Origin of the sequence: Rhodococcus sp. NPDC060176, from assembly GCF_042728675.1 — a bacterium.
Taxonomy (GTDB): domain Bacteria; phylum Actinomycetota; class Actinomycetes; order Mycobacteriales; family Mycobacteriaceae; genus Rhodococcus_F.
Genome location: NZ_JBHWYS010000002.1, coordinates 672,937 through 697,335, shown reverse-complemented (window position 1 = coordinate 697,335; position 24,399 = coordinate 672,937). Strand labels below are relative to the sequence as shown.

25 protein-coding genes are annotated in these 24,399 nt (G+C 63.0%); 17 read left to right on the top strand and 8 right to left on the bottom strand.

The genetic code is table 11. From position 1 onward, the window contains the following. Nucleotides 1–5 precede the first annotated feature (5 nt). Nucleotides 6–749 carry a peroxide stress protein YaaA gene (yaaA, locus tag ACFWEM_RS11570; protein WP_007735009.1) on the bottom strand — a complete coding sequence of 248 codons (744 nt, stop codon included), beginning with the start codon at nt 747–749 and terminating at the stop codon, nt 6–8. A 55-nt stretch (nt 750–804) separates the two neighbouring features. Here yaaA and ACFWEM_RS11565 point away from each other — a divergent pair, with 55 nt between their 5' ends. The 5 genes from ACFWEM_RS11565 (at nt 805) to ACFWEM_RS11545 (ending at nt 6,548) form a co-directional block, all read left to right on the top strand. Beyond that, nucleotides 805–2,550, top strand: a complete 1,746-nt coding sequence (locus ACFWEM_RS11565) for a proline--tRNA ligase (RefSeq protein ID WP_378533628.1) — start codon at nt 805–807, stop codon at nt 2,548–2,550. A gap of 79 nt (nt 2,551–2,629) precedes the next feature. Next, nucleotides 2,630–3,301 carry an O-methyltransferase gene (locus ACFWEM_RS11560; RefSeq protein WP_378533626.1) on the top strand — a complete coding sequence of 224 codons (672 nt, stop codon included), beginning with the start codon at nt 2,630–2,632 and terminating at the stop codon, nt 3,299–3,301. 22 nt (nt 3,302–3,323) lie between these two features. Further along, nucleotides 3,324–3,983 carry a rhomboid-like protein gene (locus tag ACFWEM_RS11555; protein WP_003942804.1) on the top strand — a complete coding sequence of 220 codons (660 nt, stop codon included), beginning with the start codon at nt 3,324–3,326 and terminating at the stop codon, nt 3,981–3,983. Between the two features lie 58 nt (nt 3,984–4,041). Beyond that, a complete protein-coding gene (locus ACFWEM_RS11550) occupies nt 4,042–5,772 on the top strand; it encodes an acyl-CoA dehydrogenase family protein (RefSeq protein ID WP_378533624.1) in 1,731 nt (576 codons plus the stop codon). Further along, on the top strand, nt 5,769–6,548 hold the full coding sequence (locus ACFWEM_RS11545) for a nuclear transport factor 2 family protein (RefSeq protein ID WP_378533622.1): 780 nt from the start codon (nt 5,769–5,771) through the stop codon (nt 6,546–6,548). The genes ACFWEM_RS11550 and ACFWEM_RS11545 overlap by 4 nt, the downstream gene beginning before the upstream one ends. Nucleotides 6,549–6,625: 77 nt before the next feature. On the opposite strand, the gene ACFWEM_RS11540 is transcribed toward ACFWEM_RS11545, so the two are convergent. Beyond that, nucleotides 6,626–7,051 carry a pyridoxamine 5'-phosphate oxidase family protein gene (locus ACFWEM_RS11540; protein WP_378533620.1) on the bottom strand — a complete coding sequence of 142 codons (426 nt, stop codon included), beginning with the start codon at nt 7,049–7,051 and terminating at the stop codon, nt 6,626–6,628. A 155-nt stretch (nt 7,052–7,206) separates the two neighbouring features. Here ACFWEM_RS11540 and ACFWEM_RS11535 point away from each other — a divergent pair, with 155 nt between their 5' ends. Both ACFWEM_RS11535 and ACFWEM_RS11530 read left to right on the top strand, forming a co-directional pair. After that, nucleotides 7,207–8,502, top strand: a complete 1,296-nt coding sequence (locus ACFWEM_RS11535) for an MFS transporter (protein WP_378533618.1) — start codon at nt 7,207–7,209, stop codon at nt 8,500–8,502. 43 nt (nt 8,503–8,545) lie between these two features. Next, nucleotides 8,546–9,550, top strand: a complete 1,005-nt coding sequence (locus ACFWEM_RS11530) for a DMT family transporter (protein ID WP_378533616.1) — start codon at nt 8,546–8,548, stop codon at nt 9,548–9,550. Here ACFWEM_RS11530 and ACFWEM_RS11525 read toward each other — a convergent pair. The 3 genes from ACFWEM_RS11525 to ACFWEM_RS11515 form a co-directional block, all read right to left on the bottom strand. Next, nucleotides 9,512–10,345 (bottom strand): SDR family NAD(P)-dependent oxidoreductase, encoded by an 834-nt coding sequence (locus ACFWEM_RS11525; RefSeq protein WP_378533614.1) that lies wholly within the window; start codon nt 10,343–10,345, stop codon nt 9,512–9,514. The genes ACFWEM_RS11530 and ACFWEM_RS11525 overlap by 39 nt on opposite strands. Continuing rightward, the gene (locus ACFWEM_RS11520) at nt 10,342–10,839 is read right to left on the bottom strand and encodes a nuclear transport factor 2 family protein (RefSeq protein ID WP_019748058.1); all 498 of its coding nucleotides are present in this window, start codon (nt 10,837–10,839) and stop codon (nt 10,342–10,344) included. The genes ACFWEM_RS11525 and ACFWEM_RS11520 overlap by 4 nt, the downstream gene beginning before the upstream one ends. 93 nt (nt 10,840–10,932) lie before the next feature. After that, nucleotides 10,933–11,574, bottom strand: coding sequence for a TetR/AcrR family transcriptional regulator (locus tag ACFWEM_RS11515; protein WP_378533612.1), 642 nt, complete (start codon nt 11,572–11,574; stop codon nt 10,933–10,935). 83 nt (nt 11,575–11,657) lie between these two features. Between ACFWEM_RS11515 and ACFWEM_RS11510 the strand changes: the two genes are divergently transcribed. Continuing rightward, entirely contained in the window at nt 11,658–13,082 is a 1,425-nt protein-coding gene (locus ACFWEM_RS11510) for an MFS transporter (RefSeq protein WP_378533610.1), read from the top strand. Between the two features lie 54 nt (nt 13,083–13,136). On the opposite strand, the gene ACFWEM_RS11505 is transcribed toward ACFWEM_RS11510, so the two are convergent. Together ACFWEM_RS11505 and ACFWEM_RS11500 are read right to left on the bottom strand one after the other, a co-directional pair. After that, nucleotides 13,137–13,592, bottom strand: coding sequence for a ferritin-like domain-containing protein (locus tag ACFWEM_RS11505; RefSeq protein WP_378533608.1), 456 nt, complete (start codon nt 13,590–13,592; stop codon nt 13,137–13,139). Next, complete coding sequence (locus ACFWEM_RS11500) at nt 13,589–14,038, bottom strand: hypothetical protein (RefSeq protein ID WP_378534540.1); 450 nt, start codon at nt 14,036–14,038, stop codon at nt 13,589–13,591. Before ACFWEM_RS11500 ends, ACFWEM_RS11505 begins: the two co-directional genes overlap by 4 nt. Before the next feature lie 271 nt (nt 14,039–14,309). On the opposite strand from ACFWEM_RS11500, the gene rimP reads away from it, so the two are divergent. The 5 genes from rimP to ACFWEM_RS11475 all read left to right on the top strand — a co-directional run bounded on the left by rimP (nt 14,310) and on the right by ACFWEM_RS11475 (nt 19,796). Continuing rightward, on the top strand, nt 14,310–14,918 hold the full coding sequence (gene rimP, locus ACFWEM_RS11495; RefSeq protein ID WP_378533606.1) for a ribosome maturation factor RimP: 609 nt from the start codon (nt 14,310–14,312) through the stop codon (nt 14,916–14,918). Further along, on the top strand, nt 14,915–15,946 hold the full coding sequence (gene nusA / locus ACFWEM_RS11490; protein WP_378533604.1) for a transcription termination factor NusA: 1,032 nt from the start codon (nt 14,915–14,917) through the stop codon (nt 15,944–15,946). Before rimP ends, nusA begins: the two co-directional genes overlap by 4 nt. Nucleotides 15,947–15,990: 44 nt before the next feature. Further along, the gene (locus tag ACFWEM_RS11485) at nt 15,991–16,341 is read left to right on the top strand and encodes a YlxR family protein (RefSeq protein ID WP_095970750.1); all 351 of its coding nucleotides are present in this window, start codon (nt 15,991–15,993) and stop codon (nt 16,339–16,341) included. Nucleotides 16,342–16,449: 108 nt separating this feature from the next. Further along, nucleotides 16,450–19,392: a translation initiation factor IF-2 gene (infB, locus tag ACFWEM_RS11480; protein ID WP_378533602.1), complete on the top strand. Its 2,943-nt coding sequence runs from the start codon at nt 16,450–16,452 to the stop codon at nt 19,390–19,392. Between the two features lie 113 nt (nt 19,393–19,505). Next, complete coding sequence (locus ACFWEM_RS11475; RefSeq protein ID WP_003942205.1) at nt 19,506–19,796, top strand: DUF503 domain-containing protein; 291 nt, start codon at nt 19,506–19,508, stop codon at nt 19,794–19,796. Nucleotides 19,797–19,799: 3 nt separating this feature from the next. Here the strand turns inward: ACFWEM_RS11475 and ACFWEM_RS11470 are convergent, their stop codons facing one another. Further along, on the bottom strand, nt 19,800–20,330 hold the full coding sequence (locus ACFWEM_RS11470; RefSeq protein WP_378533600.1) for a hypothetical protein: 531 nt from the start codon (nt 20,328–20,330) through the stop codon (nt 19,800–19,802). Nucleotides 20,331–20,579: 249 nt separating this feature from the next. Here ACFWEM_RS11470 and rbfA point away from each other — a divergent pair, with 249 nt between their 5' ends. From rbfA to ACFWEM_RS11450, 4 genes are read left to right on the top strand one after another with little or no spacing between them, the layout of a single operon-like run. Beyond that, nucleotides 20,580–21,059, top strand: a complete 480-nt coding sequence (rbfA, locus tag ACFWEM_RS11465; protein ID WP_230813034.1) for a 30S ribosome-binding factor RbfA — start codon at nt 20,580–20,582, stop codon at nt 21,057–21,059. A 12-nt stretch (nt 21,060–21,071) separates the two neighbouring features. Continuing rightward, nucleotides 21,072–22,064 carry a bifunctional oligoribonuclease/PAP phosphatase NrnA gene (locus ACFWEM_RS11460; protein WP_378533598.1) on the top strand — a complete coding sequence of 331 codons (993 nt, stop codon included), beginning with the start codon at nt 21,072–21,074 and terminating at the stop codon, nt 22,062–22,064. Nucleotides 22,065–22,074: 10 nt separating this feature from the next. Beyond that, entirely contained in the window at nt 22,075–23,478 is a 1,404-nt protein-coding gene (locus ACFWEM_RS11455) for an MATE family efflux transporter (protein WP_378533596.1), read from the top strand. Then, nucleotides 23,463–24,386, top strand: coding sequence for a metallophosphoesterase family protein (locus ACFWEM_RS11450; RefSeq protein WP_378533594.1), 924 nt, complete (start codon nt 23,463–23,465; stop codon nt 24,384–24,386). The genes ACFWEM_RS11455 and ACFWEM_RS11450 overlap by 16 nt, the downstream gene beginning before the upstream one ends. The last annotated feature ends 13 nt before the right edge of the window (nt 24,387–24,399 follow it).

Sequence of the window (24,399 nt, the reverse complement as noted above, 5' to 3'; positions counted from 1 at the left end):
ATCCATCAATCCGTCAGGATGATCAATTCACGCTCCGACGCGATCTCCACTCGCAGTCCCGCTTTCGACGCCACCCGCGCAACACCTTTGATGTCCGTGGGTTCGGCACGCGAGACCACAAGCGCACGGGCGAGCAGACCCTTGTGGTGCTTGTTGAAATGACTGACTACCGTGCGGGTGCCGTCCGGCTTTTCGGTGAGCACGGTCGCGATCAGCGCGTCCGGAACCGGTCCCAGGTCTTGGTAGGTACCCGATCGCAGATCGATCACAAGTCCGTCGGCTTCGGCGGCCAACGCCTTCGGCAGTTCCGGCTTCCACAGTGAGCGGAGCGTACCCATCCCGGGCAGTTTGGACCCACCGGAGAGGCGGTACGCGGGGATCAGATCACCGGCGCGGACCGCACCGAACAGGGCGGAACCGATTGCGATCCGATCGAGAGCCTTGGCCTTCTGGGCGCGGGTGAACGACTTGGCGTCGAGTGCGTCGAAGAGCACCCCGGTGTAGCGCTGCAGCGCGGGCCGCGTCGCGGACACCCACAGCTTGGCGTTGCGCTCCACTTCGTCCGCTTGCGTCGGACCAAGGCCGAGCGCTTCGCACGACGCCTCGACGTCGGCGGCCAGATCGACCAGCGTCTGAACCAGCAATTCGCGCGTTTCGGTCAACTGGGGCATCGACAGTTCGGCCAGATCGAGGGGCGCATCCTTGCCGCCGTCGGACTTGGTTTCTGAGGGAGGCAGCAGTACAAGCACGCTGTAACCGTACCGAGGCCCGCTCGGCCGACTGCGGCGACTATCCTTACACCTCGTGATTACCCGTCTGTCCCACCTGTTCCTGCGTACCCTGCGTGACGATCCCTCGGACGCCGAAGTTGCCAGCCACAAACTGCTGGTTCGTGCCGGCTACGTGCGTCGTATCGCTCCAGGCGTCTACTCGTGGTTGCCGCTGGGATTGCGGGTGCTGCGCGAGGTAGAGCGTGTTGTCCGTGAAGAAATGAATGCCATTGGCGGACAGGAAATCCTGCTGCCTGCGCTGCTCCCGCGCGATCCTTACGAAGCGTCGAACCGCTGGACCGAGTACGGCCCCAACCTGTTCCGCCTCAAGGACCGCAAGGGCAACGACTACATGCTCGGCCCGACCCACGAGGAGCTCTTTGCTCTGACGGTCAAGGGTGAGTACAACTCCTACAAGGATTTCCCGGTCACCCTGTACCAGGTGCAGACCAAGTACCGCGACGAAGAGCGTCCGCGTGCGGGCATTCTGCGCGGTCGCGAGTTCCTCATGAAGGATTCCTACTCCTTCGACCTGACCGACGAAGGCCTGACGGAGTCATACCAGGCGCACCGCGGCGCCTACGAGAAGATCTTCACGCGCTTGGGCGTCAAGTACGTCATCGTCTCGGCCACCTCCGGTGCCATGGGCGGCAGCGCGTCCGAGGAGTTCCTCGCCGAGAGCGAGATCGGCGAAGACACCTACGTCCGCTGCCTCGAATCCGGTTACGCCGCCAACGTCGAGGCCGTCAAGACGGTTGTTCCCGCCTCGATTCCGTTCGACGGGCTGCCCGAAGCGAAGGTGTACGACACCGCGAACACACCCACCATCGACACCTTGGTGGACTGGGCGAACGGCGCTGACCTCGGCCGTGCGGTCACCGCGGCCGACACCCTCAAGAACATCATGGTCAAGACCCGTCTGCCCGGCGGCGAGTGGGAACTGCTCGGTATCGGCATCCCCGGCGACCGTGAGGTCGACGAAAAGCGACTGGAGGCTTCACTGGAGCCGGCCGAGTTCGTGATGATCACCGAGACGGACTTCAAGAACAACCCGTTCCTGGCCAAGGGTTACATCGGCCCGAAGGCTCTGCAGGCCAACGGCGTTCGCTACCTTGTCGATCCGCGCGTCGTCGACGGCACCAGCTGGATTACCGGCGCCGACGAAGACGGCAAGCACGTGGTCGGCCTCGTCGCAGGGCGTGACTTCACGCCGGACGGAACCATCGAAGCTGCCGAAGTTCGCGACGGCGACGCCTCGCCCGACGGAGCCGGTGCGCTGGTCTCGGCTCGCGGCATCGAGATCGGGCACGTCTTCCAGCTCGGCCGCAAGTACACCGACGTGTTCACCGTCGATGTCCTCGCCGAGAACGGCAAGCCCGTCCGCCCGACCATGGGTTCGTACGGCGTCGGCGTCTCGCGCCTGGTTGCCGTCATTGCCGAACAGCACCATGACGAGAAGGGCCTGCGCTGGCCGGCCGAGGTCTCACCGGCCGACGTCTACCTCGTCATCGCGAACAAGGACGAGACCGCTCGGGAAGGTGCCGAAGGCCTCGCCGCGCAGCTCGACCGCGCCGGTCTCGAAGTGATCCTCGACGACCGCAAGGCATCGCCGGGCGTGAAGTTCAAGGACTCCGAGCTGATCGGTGTTCCACTGATCGTTGTCGTCGGCCGTGGTTGGGCTGACGGCAAGGTCGAAATTCGCGATCGCTTCACTGGTGAAAGCCGTGAGATCGACGCCGACTGGGCGATCGAGGAGATCATCAGCGCAGTTCGCGGCTGATTCGAATAGGCGTCAGGGCCGCCGCAGCCACCTTCCGAGGCGTCTGCGGCGGCCCTTCTTTTCTGCCACAATCGAGCCTATGGAACGCGAACCGGATTGGGCAGAAGTCGACGGCTATCTCGTTTCCACGTTGGTAGGTGAAGATCCGGTTCTCGACGCGGCACTCGTCGCCAATTCCGAGGCCGGTCTCCCGCCCATCGACGTGGCGCCGAACCAGGGCAAGCTCCTCAACCTTCTGGCGCGAATGTGCTTGGCGCGCAATGTTCTCGAGATCGGAACGCTCGGCGGATACAGCACGATCTGGCTCGCTCGCGCGGTCGGTCCCTCGGGCCAGGTCATCACGCTGGAATTCGATCCCACCCACGCGGATGTCGCTCGGGCGAATATCGAGCGTGCCGAACTGGCTGACCGTGTCGACATCCGCGTCGGCGCTGCGCTCGACAGTCTCCCGTTGATCGCGAAAGAAGAGTTGGGACCTTTCGACTTGGTCTTCATCGACGCCGACAAGGAGAACAACACCGAGTACGTGCGGTGGGCGTTGGCCCTTTCGCATCCCGGAACCGTCATCATCGTGGACAACGTCGTGCGTGGGGGACACGTGTCCAACCCGGATATCGACGACGAGCGCGTCAAAGCGAGTCGAGCGGTGTTGGAGATGATCGCGGCCGAGCCGAAACTCGACGGCACCGCCATTCAAACCGTGGGTTCGAAGGGATGGGACGGGTTTGCCGTTGCAGTAGTGAACGAGTGAGCGCAGACTCGAAGCGGTGAGGATGCTGGGGGCAGCAAAGGCGGCATGGCGATGGGTGCGCAGTGCTCCCGGTACCTACGTTTGGTTGCTGGCCCTGCTGTTCACCACACTGTTCCTGCGGCATCTGCCCGACAATGTCGAGGAGCGTTTTCTCGGCAAGCGCTCGACCAATCTGCATCACCTGGCCGAAGACCCGCTACGAGTCCTGTTCTCGAGTGCCTTCTGGCTCGAAGGTGGCGGTTGGTTGGGATACCTGGTTCTCTTCACCATCTTTCATGCAACGGCTGAGCGTTGGCTCGGGACGTGGCGGTGGCTGTGTGTTGTCGTCATCGCCCACGTCGGAGCCACGTACATCAGCGAAGGTGTTCTGTACGAAGGTATTCGGCACGGATACGTGGCGGAGTCGGCGGTCAACACTCTCGACGTGGGTGTGAGTTACGGTCTGGCCGGCGTCATGGGGATTCTGGTATATCGAATCGTCGATCCGTGGCGATACGTCTATCTCGCGGGGTTGCTGCTCTTCTACGGTGTACCTCTGATTTTCGCCACCAATTTCACCGCCATCGGCCACATGTCTGCGTTGTTGCTCGGGTTGGCGTGCTACCCGATCACGCGCGCTCGGGCCGGCACGTGGAATCCGATGGACCTGTGGCATTCGCGAAGAATCGCAGGTCTTCCATGAATCGCACCGCGGAAAGTTACCCGCTGGTAGTTTAGCGTCATCGACGAAAGGTAATGACGTGTCTGGCACCGATGGACTGCTCTTCAACCCCCATACTTACGACCCCGCTCAGTTCGATCCGGAGACCCGCCGTTTGCTGCGAGCCACCATCGAATGGTTCGAGAGCCGCGGCAAGAAGCAACTTCTTCAGGACGACCTCGACGCCGTGTGGGTCTCAGACTTTCTCGAATTCGTCGGCAAGGAGAAGTTGTTCGCGACGTTCCAGACTCCGGCGGCATTCGCCGACGGTGACGAGAACCGTCGTTGGGACGGTGCCCGCAACGCAGCTCTGAGCGAGATCTTCGGTTTCTACGGGCTGGCGTACTGGTACGCGTGGCAGGTCACGATCCTCGGACTCGGACCGATCTGGATGAGTGACAACGACGCTGCGAAGAAGCGTGCAGCGCAGGAACTTGCCGACGGTGGTGTCATGGCGTTCGGGCTGTCCGAGCGCGACCACGGCGCCGACGTGTACTCCACCGACATGCTCCTCACTCCCACCGACGGTGATGTCGTCTTCCGAGCGAGCGGCGAAAAGTACTACATCGGAAACGGCAACGTCGCCGGAATGGTGTCCGTGTTCGGGCGTCGTACGGATGTCGAGGGTCCCGAAGGCTACGTGTTCTTCGTCGCCGACAGCGCACATCCGAACTATCAGCTCGTGGATAACGTTCTGCGCGGGCAGATGTATGTCAGCAACTTCCGCCTCGAGGACTACCCGGTGCGTGAGGAAGACATTCTGCACACCGGCGTCGCCGCATTCGAGGCCGCACTCAACACGGTCAACGTCGGAAAGTTCAACCTCTGCACCGGCTCCATCGGGATTACCGAGCATGCGTTCTTCGAGGCAATCACTCACGCACAGAATCGAATTCTCTACGGCAACCCGGTCACGGACTTCGCCCACGTTCGCGCCGCCTTCGTCGACGCGTACTCACGTTTGGTCGCGATGAAGCAGTTCAGTGCGCGGGCGGTCGACTACTTCCGCAGTGCCAGCCTCGAGGACCGTCGCTACCTGCTGTTCAACCCCATGACCAAGGCCAAGGTCACCTCCGAAGGTGAGAAGGTGGTCGGGTTGCTGCACGACGTGATCGCGGCCAAGGGTTACGAGAAGTCCACGTACTTCCGCGAGGCAGCGCAGATGATCGGCACACTGCCCAAGCTCGAGGGCACCGTCCACGTCAACGTCGGTCTGATCCTCAAGTTCTTGCCGAACTATCTGTTCAACTCGGCGGAGTTCCCGGAGGTCGTCACTCGCGACGACGCCGCCGACGACGAGTTCTTCTGGAATCAGGGGCCTACCCGCGGCGCTGCGAAGATTCAGTTCCACGAGTGGAAGCCCGTCTACGAGAAGCACTCTTCGATTCCGAACGTCGCTCGTTTCTACGAGCAGGCGATCGCGCTCACCGAATTGCTCACTGCTGCAGCGCCGGACGCGCAGCAGCAGAAGGATCTCGATTTCATGCTCAACGTCGGGCACCTGTTCTCCCTCGTCGTCTACGGTCATCTGATTCTCGAGCAGGCCGAGATCACCGGACTCGACGCCGACGTCGTTGATCAGATCTTCGACTTCCAGATCCGCGACTTCTCGGGATACGCGATCGCACTGCACGGAAAGCCCTCGTCGACGCCGGAGCAGCAGCAATGGGCACTGGCCGCGGTGCGTAAGCCCGTGGTCGACGGCGAACGCTTCGACCGGGTGTGGCAGCAGGTCAAGGCGTACGACGGTGCGTACGAGATGCGCGCATGACCGCCCCGGTGACGCGCGAGCAGTTGATGACCGTCGTGGAGGGATCTCCGAAAGCCGTCGGCGCGCATGACCGCTCGACGTGGGTTGCCCTGTTTGCCGGCGACGGGCAGATAAACGACCCTGTTGGTTCGCGTCCGCACAACGGTCAGGCGGCGATCGAAAGCTTCTACGACACGTTCATCGCCCCCAATTCGATCACTTTCCATGTCGAGCGCGACATCGTGTGCGGCCGGACGGTGTGGCGCGATCTGAGCCTCGCTACCGAAATGTCGACCGGAGTCGTTCTCGACGTTCCGATGCACTTGCGTTACGACTTGGTGGGGGAGCCCGATTCCTTGCGGATCGGAACACTTTATGCGCATTGGGAATTGGCGACGATGTTGAGCCAGCTCGCTACTGCTGGTGTGGCAGGGGTGAAGGCGGCCGCGAAGTTGACCCCGCAGCTGCTCTCGAACCAGGGGATCGGCGGGGCGCTCGGGTTCTCACGCGGCATCTTCGGAGTTGGAGACAAAGGCAAGAAGGCAGCGTCGCGGTTCCTCGATGCGGCCGCCGTCGGCCGGACGCCGCCGGTACCCGTCGAGCTTCCGGCGGGCACACAGTTGTCCAACGCTGATGTCAACGCTCTGCTGACGGGCGTGACGAAGAGCAAGATGTTGGTTGCCGGTCGAACTGTGACGGCGAGCGTCATCGTGTGCGGGGAACCAGCCATTGCACTGTTCGGCTTCGAGGCGAGCGGTCATCGCCTCAACCGGGTGCGTTTCTTCACCGAGAGCTGATATCGAGAGCCCTCCACATGCAGGTCAGGCTCGGCGCGCCACTCCGGCGCGCCGAGCCTTTCGGGTTCCGGTTGTTGTCAGAGGGCCCCGAGATCCGCGGACAGCCAGTGCTGCGGGTCCATGAAGATCGCCACCTGCTCGCCCAACTGAGATCGTGCGAAGTCGAGGTATCCGTCGACCTTGTCCGGAGTCAGGTAGCGCCGCGAGACTTCGACCAGCATCTCGTCGGTGCCCGGAACGATCTTGTCGACGGATCCGCTGACACTGACGTAACGGATTGTCGGATCAAGCCTTTCGGCCATCAACGAGAAATGACCGGCCGACGCGATGAGCTGCGCTTTTCGCGAATCCTTTCCCGTGAGGATCCACGGTTTCCCGCCGGGTGAGTACAGGTACCAGATCGGGACGGTCAACGGGCCGCGTTCGGGACCGTCCGATACGGACAGCGCCCCGATGTGGGGCTCGGACAGAAACTGTTCACGCTCATTTTCGGAGAGTGCCATTCCTCGAGATTACCGCGACGTTTGACATGGCGTTGTGACTCCGTACACAATCGACGTGCTCATTATGAACAGGCGTTCGCAATGCGAACATCGATCTGGACTACTGGATCTGAACCGGTAGCGAACGCCCACAAGCAGTGAATGTCGAGGATCCGATGACCGCACCGCATACGCAGTCGAGTTCAACCACCGGTTCGCGTCGGGTGAGTGCCGCAATGTGGGTAGCACCGTTGTGTTGGATCGCTGTGCTCCTGGACGGATTCGACCTGGTCGTACTCGGCGCGGTGATTCCTTCGCTTCTTGACTACGACGCATGGGCATTGAGCACAGGCACGATCACGATGATCTCGACCTTCGGGCTCGTCGGCATGACCATCGGCGCCCTCGTCATAGGCACTCTCACCGACGTCATCGGTCGACGCCGCGCGCTGCTGTACGCCGTTGCTGCCTTCTCGATTCTCACTCTGTTGTGCGCAATTGCGCCGAACCCCTTCATCTTCGGTCTGCTGCGCTTCCTGGCCGGTGTGGGACTGGGTGGCGCCCTGCCGACTGCATTGGCTCTGGTCAACGAATTCTCGAAGAAGCAAGGCGGCGGATCTGCGTCGACCTTGCTGATGACCGGCTATCACGTCGGCGCCGTTGCCACCGCCGCGCTGGCGCTCGTCGTGATCGAACCTTTCGGTTGGCGAGCGATGTTCGTTGTCGGCGCACTTCCTGCCGTCGTCCTGATTCCGCTCATGTTGCGGTATCTGCCGGAATCTCCGTCGTACCTTCTCGCTCACGGAAAGCGTGCCGAAGCCGAGGAAATCGCTGCCCGTTACGGAGTTGAACTCGAGGCCGCGCCTACCTCTGAAGATGGGCGCGCCGAAGCTGCCAATCCCGTTCGCGCACTGTTCTCTTCGAAGTTCCTGCGCAACAGCATCGCTATCTGGATCACCAGTTTCATGGGCTTGCTGCTCGTCTACGGATTGAACACGTGGCTTCCGACAATCATGCGTGAGGCCGGTTACAACCTCGGGGCGTCGTTGACGTTCCTTCTGATCCTCAATGCCGGAGCTGTCGTCGGACTGTTGATCGCCGGGGGTGTCGCGAACAAGATCGGCCCGCGTACCGCCGCCATCGTGTGGTTCGCCGGAGCGGCATTGTTCCTGGCACTTCTAAGCGTGAAGGTGTCGTTCGGGATCTACGTGATGGTCTTCCTCGCCGGATGCTTCGTGTTCAGTGCACAGGTGTTGGTCTACGCCTTCACCAGCGCCAATCATCCTCCTCAAATTCGCGCGACAGCGCTCGGATGGTCGGCCGGTGTCGGTCGGGTCGGTGCGATCTGTGGCCCGATTCTGGGCGGAGTTCTCCTCGGTGCGGGTTACGCCGTGCCGTGGGGCTTCTATGCATTCGCGCTTGTCGGTCTGCTCGGTGCAATTTCGATCTCCTGCACACGGGTACGCATCTGAAATACCAGTTTCGCCGGTTGGTACGCTACTGCTATCGTAAAACATGAGTACCAAGAGTAGCGCTATCGTCACGCCGCAGGCACTGCTACCGACGACATCGTCTCGATCCGGTTTGTGGTGGGGCCTGCTCGGAGTGCTGGCGTTCTCGTTCACCGTTCCGCTCACGAGAGTCGCCGTCGCGGATCTCGACCCCTTGTTTGTCGGTGCGGGCCGCGCCGTCGTCGCCGGAGTCCTTGCGATTGTGATGCTTTCGGTAACTCGCGCGACGCTTCCGACGCTTCGGCAATGGTTGCGCATCGCACTCGTGACCGTTGGCGCGGTTCTGGGGTTTTCACTGTTCACCACGTTTGCGTTGCAGACATCGCCGGCAAGTCACGCGGCGGTGGTGATCGGTCTACTTCCCGCGGCTACTGCGGTTTTTGCCGTCGTTCGAGGAAAAGAGCGCCCCAGCCCGGGATTCTGGTGGGCAAGCGCCGCCGGTGCGGTGTCCGTCGTAGGGTTCGTGGCCGTCGCAAACGGTGGACTCGGCTCGTTCCATCTCGCTGACCTTCTTCTGTTCGCCGCGGTTGTCTGTGCAGCGCTGGCATATTCGGAAGGTGCGTTGCTGGCTCGCGAGATCGGGTCGTGGCAGACGATTGCCTGGGCATTGATTCTTGGACTGCCGGCAACGATTGCGTTGACGGTGGCGTCCATGGCACAGGCCCCGGTCTCTGCCGATACGAACTCGTGGCTTTCGTTTGCCTACCTGGGGTGCGTGAGTATGTTTCTCGGGTTCTTCCCCTGGTACCGGGGCCTGGCGATCGGTCCCATTTCCACAGTGAGCCAAACACAGTTGGTTCAACCGGTACTCAGCATCGCGTGGTCGGCGCTGATACTCGGTGAGGCGTTGTCACCCTCGATCATGGCCGGTGGCGTCGTCGTGATCGTGTGCGCCTGGCTTGCTTTGAAGGCCCGAGTGGCAGCGCCGCGTGCTGTGTCGGCACGCGACGCGCCTACTGCTGCAGATGGCTCAGAAAAGCGGCCCGCCGCCGAAGGCACTGCGATGTGACGCCGGTTGTTTCCCGTTGGCGTCGGTGATCCCGTATTCGACAGCCGTTTCCGCGGTGATCAGAGTGTGACCGCTGCGCGCGTTCACTTCTGGATCGTTGGCCAACGCGGTGATGACCTGACCGACGAATTCGGGGGTTTCGGCCTCGGCCAGCGAGAAGCCTTCGAAGCTCTCGATTCCGCTCGCTTCCATGCGTTCGTTGCGGATCAATCCGAGCCAGAAGGACAGCGCGGTGACGCCGGTTCCCTTCAATTCGACGGCCATGTCCGCAGCCATCTTGTCCAAGCCTGCCTTCGACATGCCGTACAGCACCGAGTGCAGGTACCCGCGGGTCCCGAATGACGAGATGTTGCCGATCACTCCGCTGCCCCGGGGAACCATCAACTTGGCCGCTTCCACCGAAGCAACGTAGTGGGCGCGTAGCCCGATCCCGATCAGCGAATCCCAATCGTCGATCGGCCTCTTCCAGAACGGATCAGCGAAGCCTGCATAGCCGGCCGGGTTGGCCCAGACGTTGTTGACCAGGAGATCGAGGCGCCCGGACTGTTCGTCTGCGATACGGGCAAACAGGTCGACGATCTGCTGATCGTCGCTGTGATCGCACTGCACGGCAATGCCGTGACCACCGCGCTCGGTGATCTCCGCTGCGGTGCGATCGAGCGGGCCGTCGGCGCCGTCGGTTCCTCGTGCCGTCACGTACACCGTCCAGCCGTCGCTTCCCAAGGCGAGGGCAATGCCCTTACCGACGCTTCGGCTGGCACCGGTTACGAGCGCAACTTTTCCGTTCGTCGTCATCGCGGCCCACCCAACGAACCCTCGGCGATGTCAGCGTCAGGGGACAGTGGAGTGGTGATCGACCACGTCTCCGTGAAGTGGCATTGACTCATTTTCCACACACCGTCCTCGATCACGTATTTGTCGTCGTATTCCCCGGTCATCAACTTCTCGGTGCGTCCGACGGTGTCGACCTGGCGGAACTGCAGGGTCCATCGACCTACCGCGGAAGTCTCCGAGGTCAGTGCGATATCGGGATGCAATCCGTGATGCATGTCGAGGACCGCGTACCGGCCGTCGACCTTGCGGAGGGCGATCTTCTCGAAGATGTCCGCCATCGGCCCCGCGTCGTCGAACGCGCCGAGACGGCCGTAGTCGATCGACGCTCCGGAACGGATGAAGCTGTTGCGGAACTGAACTGGATCCTTGGCGTCACAAGCTCGCCAGTAGCCGTGCTTGAGCTTCTTGATTTCCTCGATCTGTTCGAGCGCGTCGAGGCGTTGTGCGAGATCCAACGTCGGTCCTTTTCGTCTGGGTTTCCCGGAGACATGTCGGATCGACTGTAGGGTGTCCTCAGTCACATGTGTGTAGTTTTTCCCAGTGACCGGTCAGGAATCGGTGTCGGTTTCGGTTTCGCTCGAGGATTCGTCGCCGGTGAGCGTGATCGCAGTCGAGTCGCTGAAGACGCTGCCCCAGAGCTCGCCGAGGGCCGGATCTTCTTCGGCGTGTTCGGGCGCCATCATTGCGAGCAGATTGTTGATCAGCATCCCGTTCGCGATGAACAAACGCGCTTGCTCGGGCGTGCAGCCGGTGCGCTCGCGCAGCAAGGTGTAGATGCCGGACATGGCGTTCCGGGATACGGCGGCGACGTCATCGGTGCTGGTGGCGAAGCCGTGCAACATGACAAGTAGTAGATCTCGGTCGAGAACCAGTTCGCCGTAGGCGGATCCGAGCTCGGCCCAGAACTGCGGATTGCTCGGATCGATCGTGACCGTATCCAATTTGTCGTTGAACGTGCGCACGATTTCGTCGAGCGCGCGCGTGAACACCGCGTGGAACAGATCTGCCTTGGTTCCGAACATGCGCACGACGTAGGGCTGCGAGACACCGGCTTCCTTGGCGACGGCGTCCGTACTGGTTCCGGAGTATCCGCCCTTTGCGAATGCTCGCGTTGCCGCGGCAAGGACGAGCGCGCGACGTTCCGGTGCGCTCATCCTGCGGGTACGTGGTTCAGCTGCACCGATCGACATGTTGACACGTTATCACCGGATAGCTTAGTTTCGACTTAAGTAATCATTCGATGCCTTAAGGCACCTTCACTTGAGGAATCACGATGACCGTTTTGACGAAGTCCGGATCGGACGCCGCATCCGGGTCGGAAAGCAGTGGAGGACGTAAGGTTTCGATCGCGATAGCGATGGTTGCTGCTTCTCTGCCCATGTTCATGGCCACCCTCGACAACCTCGTGATGACGAGCGCGCTGCCGGTGATCGAGAAGGAACTGAACGCGTCCGTCGGGCAACTTCAGTGGTTCATGAACGCGTACACACTCTGCTTTGCGACGCTGATGCTTTCGGCGACGACGCTCGGCGATCGGTGGGGGCGCCGCAAGATGTTCGTGTTCGGGATCGGGCTGTTCACGGCGGCGTCGATTGCTTCGGCGTTGTCGACGACACCGAGCCTGCTGATCGCGGCCCGAGCTTTTCAGGGCGCCGGCGCTGCCGCGATCATGCCGCTCTCGCTCACTCTCCTCGTGGCAGCGGTGCCGGAAGCCAAGCGCGCCATGGCAATCGGCGTGTGGGGTGGAGTCTCCGGACTGGGAATCGCGATGGGTCCGGTTGTCGGTGGGGCAGTAGTCGACGGGTTCTCATGGCAGGGCATCTTCTGGATCAACGTGCCGGTTGCGATCGTCGCTGTTCCTCTCGCGCTGTACGCGTTGCGCGAATCGACCGGTCGCACACAGCCTCTCGATCTTCCCGGTGTCGCGCTCGCCGGGCTCGGCGTGTTTCTGGCGGTATGGGGAATCGTTCACGGCAACGACGAGGGCTGGGGATCCTTCGGAGTGGTGGCGTCGCTGGTGGGTTCCGCAGTTGCCTTGGCGCTGTTCGTTCTTCGCGAGATGAAGGCGTCGCATCCGGTGATGCCCCTACGTCTGTTCCGCTCACGCAGCTTCTCGATGGCGAACGTCATCGGCTTGACCTTCTCGATCGGTATCTTCGGGGCGGTGTTCCTACTGTCGCAGTATCTCCAGATCGTGATGGGTTACAGCCCGTTCCAAGCAGGCCTGCGGACGCTTCCGTGGACGGCAGCGCCGATGATCTTCGCACCTCTCGCCGGTTTTCTGGCACCGAAGGTCGGGCTCCGTTCGCTCCTGCTGACCGGGCTGTTGCTCCAGGCCGGAGCCCTGTTCTGGTTGGCCGCGTTGATCGGTCCGGACGTGACGTACGCGTCGCTGGTTCCGGCGCTGCTGATGGCTGGCATCGGCATGGGCTTGACCTTCGCGCCGAGCTCGACGGCGGTACTCGTCGACATGGACGAGCCTGATCACGGAACGGCCAGTTCGACGAATTCCACGCTTCGTGAGATCGGTGTTGCTCTGGGAATCGCAGTTCTCACCGCAGTTTTCCTCGCCGCCGGCGGTGCGCTCACTCCGCTGGGCTACGGCGATGCGCTGACACCCGCTCTGCGCGTCGGCGGTTGCTTCGTGTTGGTCGCGGTAGTCGCGGCGTGGTTCGTGCCCTCGCATCGAAAGGCCTGAGCACTGCTGTGCGCCTTTATTAACCGCCGGGGGTTAATAAAGGCGCACAGCAGTTTACGAAGTCGGGTCCCCCGGAAACGCTGAGGTGGCCGGAGCGGTTCCCAGCGCGGAACGCCAACCGGCACCGCGGATTGCCGCATCGGTGAGGCCGTCGATTCCGAATGTGCGGAGTTGGTCGGTGTCGACTTGTTCGACAAACGCCCGGTAGGTCACGGCAGTGTCGGCTTCGATCTGCGCAGCCAGTTGTGCTGCGGTAACGGCATCGGTCACCGGGAACGGAATCTCGTAGGCCGCCGCGGCGGTCGGCGGGGTCTCGCCGGCTTCGGTCGAGAGTGCCACCAGAGCATCGCGTCGAGCGCGGTGCGCAGCTGTATGCGTAGCAACTTCGTTGACGCGGGCAGGGTTCGAAAATGCGGCGACTACTCCGTAAGCGAAGATCGCGGCATTCTCGGATTCGATGGCGGTCAGCAAGGCAGAGCTCTCGGATCGACGGGTGTGCGAGGTGATCACGGAAGCAACACCGCAACCTGGGTTGAACACGACGCGCTGATCGAGCCGAGCAAGCCTGCGCGATAGCCGGACATCGTCCGCGCCAGGTCTGCGGCACTGCGCGCCGAATCGGCCAGCGAGGTACCCAGCGCGTCGACGCCCGTAGGAGCGTTCGCGGCCGAGGTCGACGGCGATGCAGTGGTCGTAGCGCTGCCGCCCGCTGCCCGCGCGATCTCGGCGTCGAGTTCGAGTGCATGCGCTGTTCGTTCGGCGCTGATCGTCGTCAGCGGGGCCGACTTGTCCGGTGCAAGAGCGATCGCGGCGGTTGCCGAGGCCGCGTCCGAACGAGCTCTCTCGGCCTGGGCCGTCAGCTGGTCGACTTCTGCAGCCGCCTCCGCTGTGCCGTCGTCGGTGCAGGCGGACAAGGTGAAGGCTGCAGCGCCCAACGCTGCTGCGGTTCCCGTCATCTTGATCGCACTCCGCCGGGAGAGTGGGGTAGTGGTCATGGGCGTCAGCACCAGTCCATCGTGCCAGGTGGTCGGCCGATCGTTCGAATCCGCGGGTCGTGTTCAACTGTGACGTGCGTCGGGCACTCTGGTCACGGAGGCGCGCAATGAGCGGTACTCTTGGATGCTTGCAGCATGTGGCACCTGGTGTCTTTTCATGCTCGCAGCCGCCCACGTCGACCGTCGACACAAGTCGGACAATCGACGACAACTGAAATGAGGAGTTCGCGAGATGCCGGTGCCATCCAGGGAGAGGGTGATCGAGCTGATCTCCGAACTCGTGCACGCCCAGGGTTACGACGTCGAAGACGTAGTCGTGACCAATGCGGGCAAGCACAGCGCGGTGCGCATCATGGTCGACAGCGATGCCGGGATCGAACTCGATGCCGCCGCAGAGGTCAGCAGACTCGTTTCGGAACTCTTCGACAGTCTCGAGGAAATCGGTGAAACGCCGTACACCCTCGAGGTGACCTCGCCGGGAATCGATCGTCCGCTGACGCTCGAGCGTCACTGGCGTCGAGCCCGGGGACGTAAAGCGCGCATCGATTTGGCCGGCGAGACCGTAGTGGGCCGTATCGGAACGTTGAACGACGATTCGGTTGCGGTTGTCATCGGTGGGCGCGGCGGACTGAGCGTGCGAGAGATTGCCCTGGCCGACGTGCAGAAGGCAGTCGTTCAGGTGGAGTTCTCCAAGCCCAGTGAGGCGGAGTTGGAACTCGCGGGCGGCATCCCGGAGGGCCGTGCAGTCCCCTCGGATGCGACTGATGTCGGTGTCGACGGCGCTGAAGACGACGAAGCAGAATTAGAAGACGTAGAAAACGAAGAAGGGTTCGACAAGTGAATATCGACATTGCAGCGTTGCGAGCGATCGAAGCCGAAAAGGGTGTCTCGATCGAAACTGTGATCGCCACGATCCAGACCGCGCTGCTGACGGCGTATCGCCACACCGAGGGGCACAAGCAGAACGCTCGGATCGACGTCAACATCAAGACCGGTTCCGTGCGAGTGATGGCGCACGACACCGATGCAGACGGCAACATGATCGGCGAGGAGTGGGACGACACTCCTGAAGGATTCGGGCGGATCGCGGCGACAACCGCACGCCAGGTCATCCTGCAGCGCCTGCGCGACGCCGAGCACGAGCGCAGTTTCGGTGAGTTCTCCACCCATGAGGGTGAGATCGTCGGCGGTGTCATCCAGCGTGACACGCGAGCGAACTCTCGTGGAATGGTCGTCGTTCGCATCGGCAGCGAATCCAATGGCGCAGAGGGGCTGCTGCCGCCGGCAGAACAGGTTCCCGGCGAGAACTACGAACACGGTGAGCGCATCAAGTGCTACGTCGTCGGAGTTGCTCGCGGCGCCCGTGGCCCACAGATCACCCTGTCGCGGACCCACCCGAACCTGGTACGCAAATTGTTCGCCCTCGAGGTTCCGGAGATCGCGGACGGCAGCGTCGAGATCATCAACGTCGCGCGTGAAGCGGGACACCGTTCCAAGATCGCCGTTGCCTCACGCGTGCAGGGACTCAACGCGAAGGGCGCGTGCATCGGCCCGATGGGTCAGCGCGTCCGCAACGTCATGAGTGAACTCGCGGGCGAGAAGATCGATATCATCGACTTCGACGAAGATCCGGCGACCTTTGTCGGCAACGCACTTTCCCCGTCGAAAGTGGTCTCCGTCACTGTCGTCGATCCCGAAGCTCGTGCGGCCCGTGTCATCGTGCCCGATTTCCAGCTTTCCCTGGCCATCGGAAAAGAGGGCCAAAATGCCCGCCTGGCTGCGCGGTTGACGGGTTGGCGTATCGACATTCGCAGCGATGCGGCACCCGCTGGAGATACGTCCGAGCGGCCCGCCACGTCCAACGGATAACGGTGGAATGCAGTGATCGAGACGGTTCGGCGGTAGAGTGGACAATGGTTCGACGTGAGTCCTCGGATTCTGCGCGCGTGAAACCCGGTTCGCCGGTCAGAACGTGTGTGGGGTGCAGGGAACAAGGGTCGGCTGTCGATCTGTTGAGGGTCGTGGTTGGTGAGCAGGGGCCGGAGGGTTCCCCGCTGATCCCCGACGTATCGCGAAGACTCCCCGGTCGAGGTGCATGGCTGCACCTGGATCCGAGTTGTCTGAGCCTGGCAGAGCGGCGCCGAGCATTCAGCAGAGCACTGCGAGTGTCCGGAAATCTGGACACGTCCGCTGTCGACCAACTGGTCGACGCAGTTCACACAAAAGCAGTACCTCTCGAGAAGAACAGGCACAAGCACTCATGAGCACACCGTGAAGCACCAACGATGAACGTCCATCGGCGATAACCCGAGGTCGTGCGGGACCCACATCTGTGGGATGCCTCCTGCTCGACCTCATCAGTGAGGAGAGCAGTGGCAGGCAAGGCCCGCGTGCACGAGTTGGCTAAAGAACTCGGTGTCACCAGCAAGGAACTACTCGCAACGCTCAAAGAGCAAGGCGAGTTCGTGAAGTCTGCGTCATCCACAGTGGAGGCGCCCGTCGCCCGTCGTCTGCGGGAGTCATTCCCGTCGGCCGGCGGAGCAGAAACCAAGACCGAGACCGGCGCATCCGCTCCGGCCCGCCCCGCGGCAAAGCCCGGTGCACCGTCGCCGTCAGCTGCAAAGCCCGGCGCCCCGCGTCCCGGCCCCAAGCCGGCCGCACCCGCACCGGCCGCTCCCGCAGCACCGGCACCGGCAGCCCCCGCGGCTCCCGCAGCCGCTGCTCCGGCAGCACCGTCGGTGCCGGTCCCCACCCCGACGTTCAACGCTCCGAAACCAGCGCAGCCGGCACGCCCGGCTCCGGCTGCTCCCGCAGCGTCGGCACCGGCAGCCCCCGCGGCTCCGGCCGCACCGTCCACCGGCGCAAAGCCTGGCGGACCGCGTCCGGGACCGAAGGCACCTCGCGTCGGTAACAACCCGTACTCCTCGGCTCCTGCCGAGCGTCCGGCTCCTCGTCCGGCTCCCGGCGCACCGCGTCCGGGTGCAGGCCAGGGCGGTTCTCGTCCGGCTCCGGGTCAGGGCGGTCCTCGTCCGGCTCCCGGTCAGGGTGGACCTCGTCCGGCTCCCGGCCAGGGTGGTCCCCGTCCGGCTCCCGGCCAGGGTGGACCTCGTCCGCCTGCAGGTCAGGGCGGACCCCGTCCCAGCCCCGGCTCCATGCCTCCTCGCCCGAACCCGGGTGCAATGCCTGCTCGTTCCGCTCGTCCCGCGCCCGGTGGCGGCGGACGTCCGGGTCGTCCCGGTGGCGCTCCCGGTGGTCGTCCGGGTGGCGGCGGCGGTGGATACCGCGGTGGCGGCGCTCCCGGCGCCGGTGCCGGTGCAGGCGCTCCCGGTGGAGCAGCTCCGGCCGGTGGATTCCGCGGTCGTCCCGGCGGCGGTGGCCGTCCCGGTCAGCGCGGCGCAGCGGCAGGTGCATTCGGTCGTCCCGGCGGAGCAGTTCGCCGTGGACGTAAGTCGAAGCGGGCGAAGCGCGCCGAGTACGAAAGCATGCAGGCTCCCGCCGTCGGCGGCGTCAGGCTGCCACGCGGCAACGGTGAGACCATCCGTCTCGCTCGCGGCGCATCGCTGTCGGACTTCGCGGACAAGATCGATGCGAACCCCGCAGCACTCGTGCAGGCGTTGTTCAACCTCGGTGAGATGGTTACGGCAACTCAGTCGGTCAACGACGAGACGCTGGAGCTGCTCGGCGGCGAAATGAACTACGTCGTGCAGGTCGTCAGCCCGGAGGACGAGGATCGCGAGCTGCTCGACAGCTTCGACCTCACCTACGGTGAGGACGCCGGCGGAGAAGAGGACCTCGAGTCCCGTCCGCCTGTGGTCACCGTCATGGGCCACGTCGACCACGGTAAGACCCGTCTGCTCGACGTGATCCGTAAGGCGAATGTCCGTGAGGGCGAAGCCGGCGGCATCACGCAGCACATCGGCGCCTACCAGGTGCTGACCGAGCTCGAGGGCAACGAGCGTCTCGTGACGTTCATCGACACCCCGGGTCACGAGGCCTTCACGGCCATGCGTGCTCGTGGTGCCAAGGCCACCGACCTCGCGATCCTTGTCGTCGCAGCCGACGACGGCGTCATGCCGCAGACGGTGGAAGCGATCAACCACGCCCAGGCGGCCGACGTGCCGATCGTGGTCGCGGTGAACAAGATCGACAAGGAAGGCGCGAACCCGGACAAGATCCGGCAGCAGCTCACCGAGTACGGACTGGTGGCCGAGGAATACGGCGGAGACACCATGTTCGTCGACATCTCGGCGAAGCAGGGCCTCAACATCGACGCACTGCTCGAAGCAGTGCTGTTGACGGCCGACGCTTCCCTGGATCTGCGCGCCAACCCGGACATGGACGCTCAGGGTGTTGCCATCGAGGCGCACCTCGACCGTGGCCGCGGCCCCGTCGCTACCGTGCTCATCCAGCGCGGAACGCTGCGGGTCGGCGACTCGATCGTTGCCGGTGATGCTTACGGCCGCGTCCGCCGCATGGTGGACGAGCATGGTCAGGACGTCCACGAGGCACTGCCTTCACGTCCGGTCCAGGTCATCGGCTTCACGTCGGTCCCCGGTGCAGGTGACAACCTGCTCGTGGTCGACGAGGACCGTATCGCTCGCCAGATCGCGGACCGTCGCAACGCACGTAAGCGCAACGCGCTTGCAGCGAAGAGTCGTAAGCGCATCAGCCTCGACGATCTCGATGCAGCTCTGAAGGAACATTCACAGCTGAACTTGATCCTCAAGGGTGACAACTCGGGAACCGTGGAGGCCCTCGAAGAGGCTCTCCTCGGAATTCCGATCGACGACGAGGTGCAGTTGCGCGTCATCGACCGCGGTGTCGGTGGCATCACGGAGACCAACGTCAACCTGGCTGCTGCGTCCAACGCGATCATCATCGGCTTCAATGTCCGCGCCGAAGGCAAGGCAACGGAGCTGGCGAACCGCGAGGGCGTCGACATTCGCTACTACTCGGTGATCTACCAGGCCATCGACGAGGTCGAGAAGGCGCTCAAGGGTCTGCTCAAGCCGGTGTACGAAGAGGTCGAGCTGGGCAAGGCAGAGATCCGCGCCATGTTCCGTTCGTCCAAGATCGGCAACATTGCCGGTTGCTTGGTCACGTCGGGCAGCATCCGTCGCAACGCCAAGGCACGTCTCATCCGCGACAGCAAGGTCGTCGCCGAGACGGTCACCATCTCCTCGCTCAAGCGGGAGAAGGAAGACGCAACCGAGGTTCGCGAAGGCTACGAATGTGGTTTGACCGTCACCTATTCCGATATCAAGATCGGTGACGTTCTCGAGTGCTACGAGCTTCGCGAGAAGCCGCGCGACTGATTATGTCGACACGGGCGTTGGGGCGGACGCACGTGAGTACTAGCTGACATGGACTCTCCCGGACTTGAACATTCAAGTCCGGGAGAGTCCATTCGGCTCTGTCTAGGGGGAAAATGTTTGTAGGGGCACTGGAGTTCGACATCCTTTTCGGCGATGTCCACTCACTCAAGGAAAAGCGTTCGATGCTGTCGCCGATCCTGACGGAACTCCGTCGATTCGGCGTGAGTGCAGCGGAGGCAGGGGAGCAGGGACGCCTGCGTCGTGCGCTCGTGGGCGTCGGTGTGGTCAGCTCGTCCGTCGATCACCTGCACGATGTTCTCGATCATTGTGAACGGGCAGTGGCCGAGCGTCCGGAGATTCAGTTGCTGGCAGTGCGAAGGCGTATCTTCGGCCCGGAAGACTGAGCGTCACCGATCGGTGTCAGTGAGCCACGTTTCCAGGCGGCGTACCGAATCGAGTTCGTCGGCAAGGGATTCGGCGTCTCCGGGGCCCAGTGTGACGGCGTCCACCGCATCGCGTATTTTTCGCGCAATCTCGATTTCGCCCAGCGCAATGGCGATCTCGGCGCGAGCGGTCAGCGCTTTCACCAGATCCACCGCGTCGGTGCCAGGGAATCGACGTAGTCCGACGTCCAGAACCCGAGCGGCAGTGCGATCGTCGTTCTTGAATTCCCGAAGAATGCGGGCGTTGTCGACGGCCCTTGCCAACCCTTTCAACGACTTCGATCCGCCGTACTCGAGGTCTTCGGGTTCGTCACGCTGAATGAAGATGATGTTATTGCCCGAGGGATCGACGACGGTGAACCGACTCTGACCCGGCCGGAAGCGCGTGATTCGAGGCGCGCCCTTGGCGAGGACCTTGCCGTAGCTCGACACGTCCGCGCACGGGAGAAGTGGGACGGTGGTCTCGTTCTCGACTACGGAATCGATATCGGTCACAGGACTCTCCTCGATCCGATCAGGGTGGGGCTGATGTGTCGATGCTCACGCCCGATGCACCGGGTTGCCGTGGAGATCGACGACGACCTTGCCAGCGGTGTGAATGTGGTCGAGAACCTCTGCGTATGGTGATTTGGTTGCCGGGTAGCCGATGGACGAGACTGTTGTCGGTAATAATTCTTGTTAACCAGAACTTTGATCGATCGAGTCACCTCGATTCGAGTGGCCAGGTAGAGGAGACTGACAGTCATGGTAGATCCAGCCCGGGCACGCAAGTTGGCAAAGCGTATCGGAACCATCGTCGCGACGGCGATCGATCACGAGATCAAGGATCCGCGACTCGCATTTGTGACCATCACGGACACCAAGGTCACCAACGATCTGCACGACGCGACGGTGTACTACACGGTCATGGGCGAGAAGGTCGATTCCGCGCCTGATGTGGAAGCCGCAGCCGCAGGTCTCGAGAAGGCCAAAGGTGTTCTGCGCTCGAAGGTCGGTGCCGGAACCGGAGTCCGCTTCACACCGACTCTGACGTTTGTCGCCGATACTGTTCCCGACACCGCGCGTCATATGGAAGAACTGCTGGCCCGTGCCAAGGCCGCCGACGACGAGGTCGCCAAGGCGCGCGAGAACGCTCAGCCCGCCGGAGATGCAGATCCGTACAAGGAGCCGCGAGCAGCTGCAGACGAAGACGAGGCGTCGCCAGATGTTCGTGAAGCCGACTGACGCGCACCGAGAATGACGATCACCGCACTTTCGGACGTCGACCCCTGCGAGGCGAAGTTCGCACAGGTGGCCGAGGTTCTCGAAGCAGCACACACGGTGACAATTCTCTGCCATGTGCAGCCGGATGCGGACACGATCGGTAGCGGACTTGCACTCGGCCTCGTTCTCGAGCGTCGGGGCGTTTCGGTGCAGGTCGCGTTCAGTCGGCCGTCGGCGCTGCCCGAGTCGATGGGTGATTTCCCAGGTGTTCACTTGCTTGTGGCGCCCGCCGATGTTCGTGAAAGCGTCGATGTTCTGGTGACCGTGGATGTCGGGAGCGAGGGCCGGCTCGGTGAGTTGGCGAGTCGACTCGCCGGCGCGAATCGCACGATCGTCCTCGATCACCATCGCTCCAATTCCGAATTCGGAACGATCAACGTCGTCGACGAAACCGCGGCTTCGACGACGGCACTCATCGCACGCTTCTTCGATGCGTGGGGAGTTGCGATCGATCTCGATCTTGCGCACTGTCTCTATGCCGGACTGGTCACCGACACCGGCTCCTTCCGGTGGGGTGGTCCGCTTCCGCATGTGCTCGCGGCGCGTTTGCTGGCGACCGGCATCGACGGCGACGCGATTGCGCGCAAGCTGCTCGACACCCATCCGTTCGGGTGGTTGCCGATGCTGGCTTCGGTACTCGGGTCCGCGGTGCTGGTCCCGGAAGCTGCGGACGGCCGTGGGCTGGTGTACGCGGTGATCCGACGCAGTGACATCGGCAATCTTCGTTCCGAGGAGATCGAGAGTGTCGTCGATATCGTGCGAACCACTTCGGAAGCCGAAGTTGCCGCAGTACTCAAAGAGTCGGTTTCCGGAAGCTGGTCGATCTCGTTGCGGGCAAAGTCGGCGATCGACGTGTCGGCGGTCGCTGAAAGTCTTGGTGGTGGCGGGCACCGGCTATCGGCCGGATATACATCGACCACTTCCAGCGACGAGATTGTTGCCGCGCTCGTCGCGGCACTCGGCTGAATCCGCGGCATTGAGCGAATCCGACGCCACCTCGGCGGGATCTTCAGCAGCTGATTTCGACGTCACTGGACGACGAATCTTTTCCCTCGCCTTTCCGGCGCTCGGGGTGCTGGCGGCCGAACCTCTCTATCTGTTGTTCGACATCGCCGTGGTCGGCCGACTCGGGGCGCTTCCGCTGGCCGGGTTGGCGGTCGGTGGTCTGATCCTGTCGTTGGTGAGTACGCAGCTGACCTTCTTGTCGTACGGGACGACGGCGCGCGCGGCACGGCTGCACGGAGCGGGCCGCGAGCGCGACGCGGTGGGCGAGGGCGTTCAGGCGACCTGGCTGGCGGCCGCGATCGGCTTGGCCTTGGTAGTGATCGTGCAGGTGATCGCCGGCCCGTTGACTTCGGCGGTGGCCGGGACTCCTGACATCGCCGCGGCTGCGGAAAGTTGGCTTCGGATAGCAGTATTGGGTGTACCTCTGATCCTGGTAGCCCTGGCCGGCAACGGGTGGATGCGCGGGGTTCAGAACACGGTGCGACCGCTGCGGTTCGTCCTTGTCGGCCTGGGTATTTCGGCGGTCTTGTGCCCGATTCTCGTTCACGGTTTGCTCGGTGCTCCGCGTATGGAACTCGAAGGGTCGGCTGTCGCGAATCTGGTTGGCCAGAGCGTTTCGGGTGTCCTGTTCGCCTGGGCGCTCTTTCGTGAACCGGTCTCCGCCCGACCGCATTTTGCGATCATGCGGGCGCAGATGCTGATGGGCCGTGACCTGATTCTGCGCAGCCTCGCATTCCAAGCGTGTTTCGTCTCTGCGGCCGCGGTGGCGTCGAGGTTCGGTGCTGCCGTCGTGGGTGCACACCAAGTTGTCCTCCAACTGTGGAACCTGGTTTCGCTCCTTCTCGATTCACTGGCCATCGCCGCTCAGACGCTCATCGGGGCTGCACTCGGCGGCGGATTCGCAGCCGCGGCGAAGAAAATGACCTGGCGGATCACCGCATGGTCGACGGTATTTGCCGTGGTGCTCGCGATCTTCTTTGCCGCCGGCCACTCCGTGATCCCCGGACTCTTCACATCCGACGCCGAGGTGCTCGGTCAGATGTCGATCGCGTGGTGGTTCTTCGTCGCGATCATGCCGGTAGCGGGAATCGTGTTTGCACTCGACGGTGTTCTACTCGGTGCCGGCGACGTGGTGTTTCTGCGCAACGCGACCATGCTCTGCGCAGTTCTCGGGTTTCTGCCGGCGATCTGGCTCTCCCTCGCCTACGACTGGGGGCTGGCCGGAATTTGGGCAGGGCTTACCGTGTTCGTAGTACTTCGGATGGTCGCGGTGTCGTGGCGAGCGTTTTCCGGCAAGTGGGCCGTGACAGGTCCGGCGACGGCGATGCGCGGAAGTTCAACTGAGGAAGCAGAGGGATCGTGGCAGCAAAGTTGATGGCGGTGAGCGACATTCATGTCGGTCACAACGGCAACAAGCCGATGACGGAAGAACTGTTTCCGGATTCGCCTGACGACTGGCTCATCCTCGCCGGTGACGTCTCGGAGAAGACGGACGACATCCGGTGGGCGTTGAGGCTCCTTCGCAGCCGATTCGCAAAGGTCATCTGGATTCCGGGCAACCACGAGCTGTGGACGACCGCCAAGGATCCGGTTCAGATTCACGGAGCGCCGCGGTACGAATACCTGGTCAACATGTGCCGCGAACTCGACGTCATCACGCCCGAGGACCCGTTCCCGGTCTGGGAGGGCGACGAGGGGCCGGTCACGGTTGTCCCGATGTTCCTTCTCTACGACTACTCGTTCCTGCCCGCAGGTGCGCGGGACAAGGAACACGGGCTCGAGATCGCGCGGGACAAGAACGTCGTCGCCACCGACGAGTTCCTGCTCTCACCGCAGCCGTATGCAACGCGCGACGCGTGGTGCCGGGCGAGAATCGAATACACCCAGGCACGCTTGGACGCGCTCCCCGAAGGCACAAGAACCGTTCTCGTAAACCATTTCCCGATGGTCCGGCAGCCGACGGACGTGCTCATGTATCCGGAGTTCGCATTGTGGTGCGGAACCACTGCGACGGCCGACTGGCACGTGAAGTACAACGCGGTGTGCTCGGTGTACGGACACCTGCACATTCCCCGAACCACGTACTACGACGGCGTCCGCTTCGAGGAAGTTTCACTCGGATACCCGCGCGAATGGCGTCGGCGCGGTCTGCCGGAGAAGCTGTTGCGTCAGATTCTTCCCGTGCCGGAGTACCCGCCGGGAACGCTCAACAAGTGGGGTGGCCACTTCAAGGTCACGCCCGAGCAGGAAGCCGAAGTCGAGCGCATGCGCGCCGGACGCTGAGAGGTATCGCTAC

Bases quoted from the DNA above. Each gene is read 5' to 3' on its own strand.
- ACFWEM_RS11555 (WP_003942804.1), top strand. From the start codon at position 3,324: ATGCTGGGGGCAGCAAAGGCGGCATGGCGATGGGTGCGCAGTGCTCCC.
- ACFWEM_RS11460 (WP_378533598.1), top strand. From the start codon at position 21,072: ATGACGATCACCGCACTTTCGGACGTCGACCCCTGCGAGGCGAAGTTC.
- ACFWEM_RS11560 (WP_378533626.1), top strand. From the start codon at position 2,630: ATGGAACGCGAACCGGATTGGGCAGAAGTCGACGGCTATCTCGTTTCC.
- ACFWEM_RS11535 (WP_378533618.1), top strand. From the start codon at position 7,207: ATGACCGCACCGCATACGCAGTCGAGTTCAACCACCGGTTCGCGTCGG.
- rbfA (WP_230813034.1), top strand. From the start codon at position 20,580: ATGGTAGATCCAGCCCGGGCACGCAAGTTGGCAAAGCGTATCGGAACC.
- ACFWEM_RS11475 (WP_003942205.1), top strand. From the start codon at position 19,506: ATGTTTGTAGGGGCACTGGAGTTCGACATCCTTTTCGGCGATGTCCAC.
- ACFWEM_RS11485 (WP_095970750.1), top strand. From the start codon at position 15,991: ATGGTTCGACGTGAGTCCTCGGATTCTGCGCGCGTGAAACCCGGTTCG.
- ACFWEM_RS11525 (WP_378533614.1), bottom strand. From the start codon at position 10,345: ATGACGACGAACGGAAAAGTTGCGCTCGTAACCGGTGCCAGCCGAAGC.
- ACFWEM_RS11540 (WP_378533620.1), bottom strand. From the start codon at position 7,051: ATGGCACTCTCCGAAAATGAGCGTGAACAGTTTCTGTCCGAGCCCCAC.
- rimP (WP_378533606.1), top strand. From the start codon at position 14,310: ATGCCGGTGCCATCCAGGGAGAGGGTGATCGAGCTGATCTCCGAACTC.
- ACFWEM_RS11500 (WP_378534540.1), bottom strand. From the start codon at position 14,038: ATGACGGGAACCGCAGCAGCGTTGGGCGCTGCAGCCTTCACCTTGTCC.
- ACFWEM_RS11515 (WP_378533612.1), bottom strand. From the start codon at position 11,574: ATGTCGATCGGTGCAGCTGAACCACGTACCCGCAGGATGAGCGCACCG.
- ACFWEM_RS11530 (WP_378533616.1), top strand. From the start codon at position 8,546: ATGAGTACCAAGAGTAGCGCTATCGTCACGCCGCAGGCACTGCTACCG.
- ACFWEM_RS11510 (WP_378533610.1), top strand. From the start codon at position 11,658: ATGACCGTTTTGACGAAGTCCGGATCGGACGCCGCATCCGGGTCGGAA.
- ACFWEM_RS11545 (WP_378533622.1), top strand. From the start codon at position 5,769: ATGACCGCCCCGGTGACGCGCGAGCAGTTGATGACCGTCGTGGAGGGA.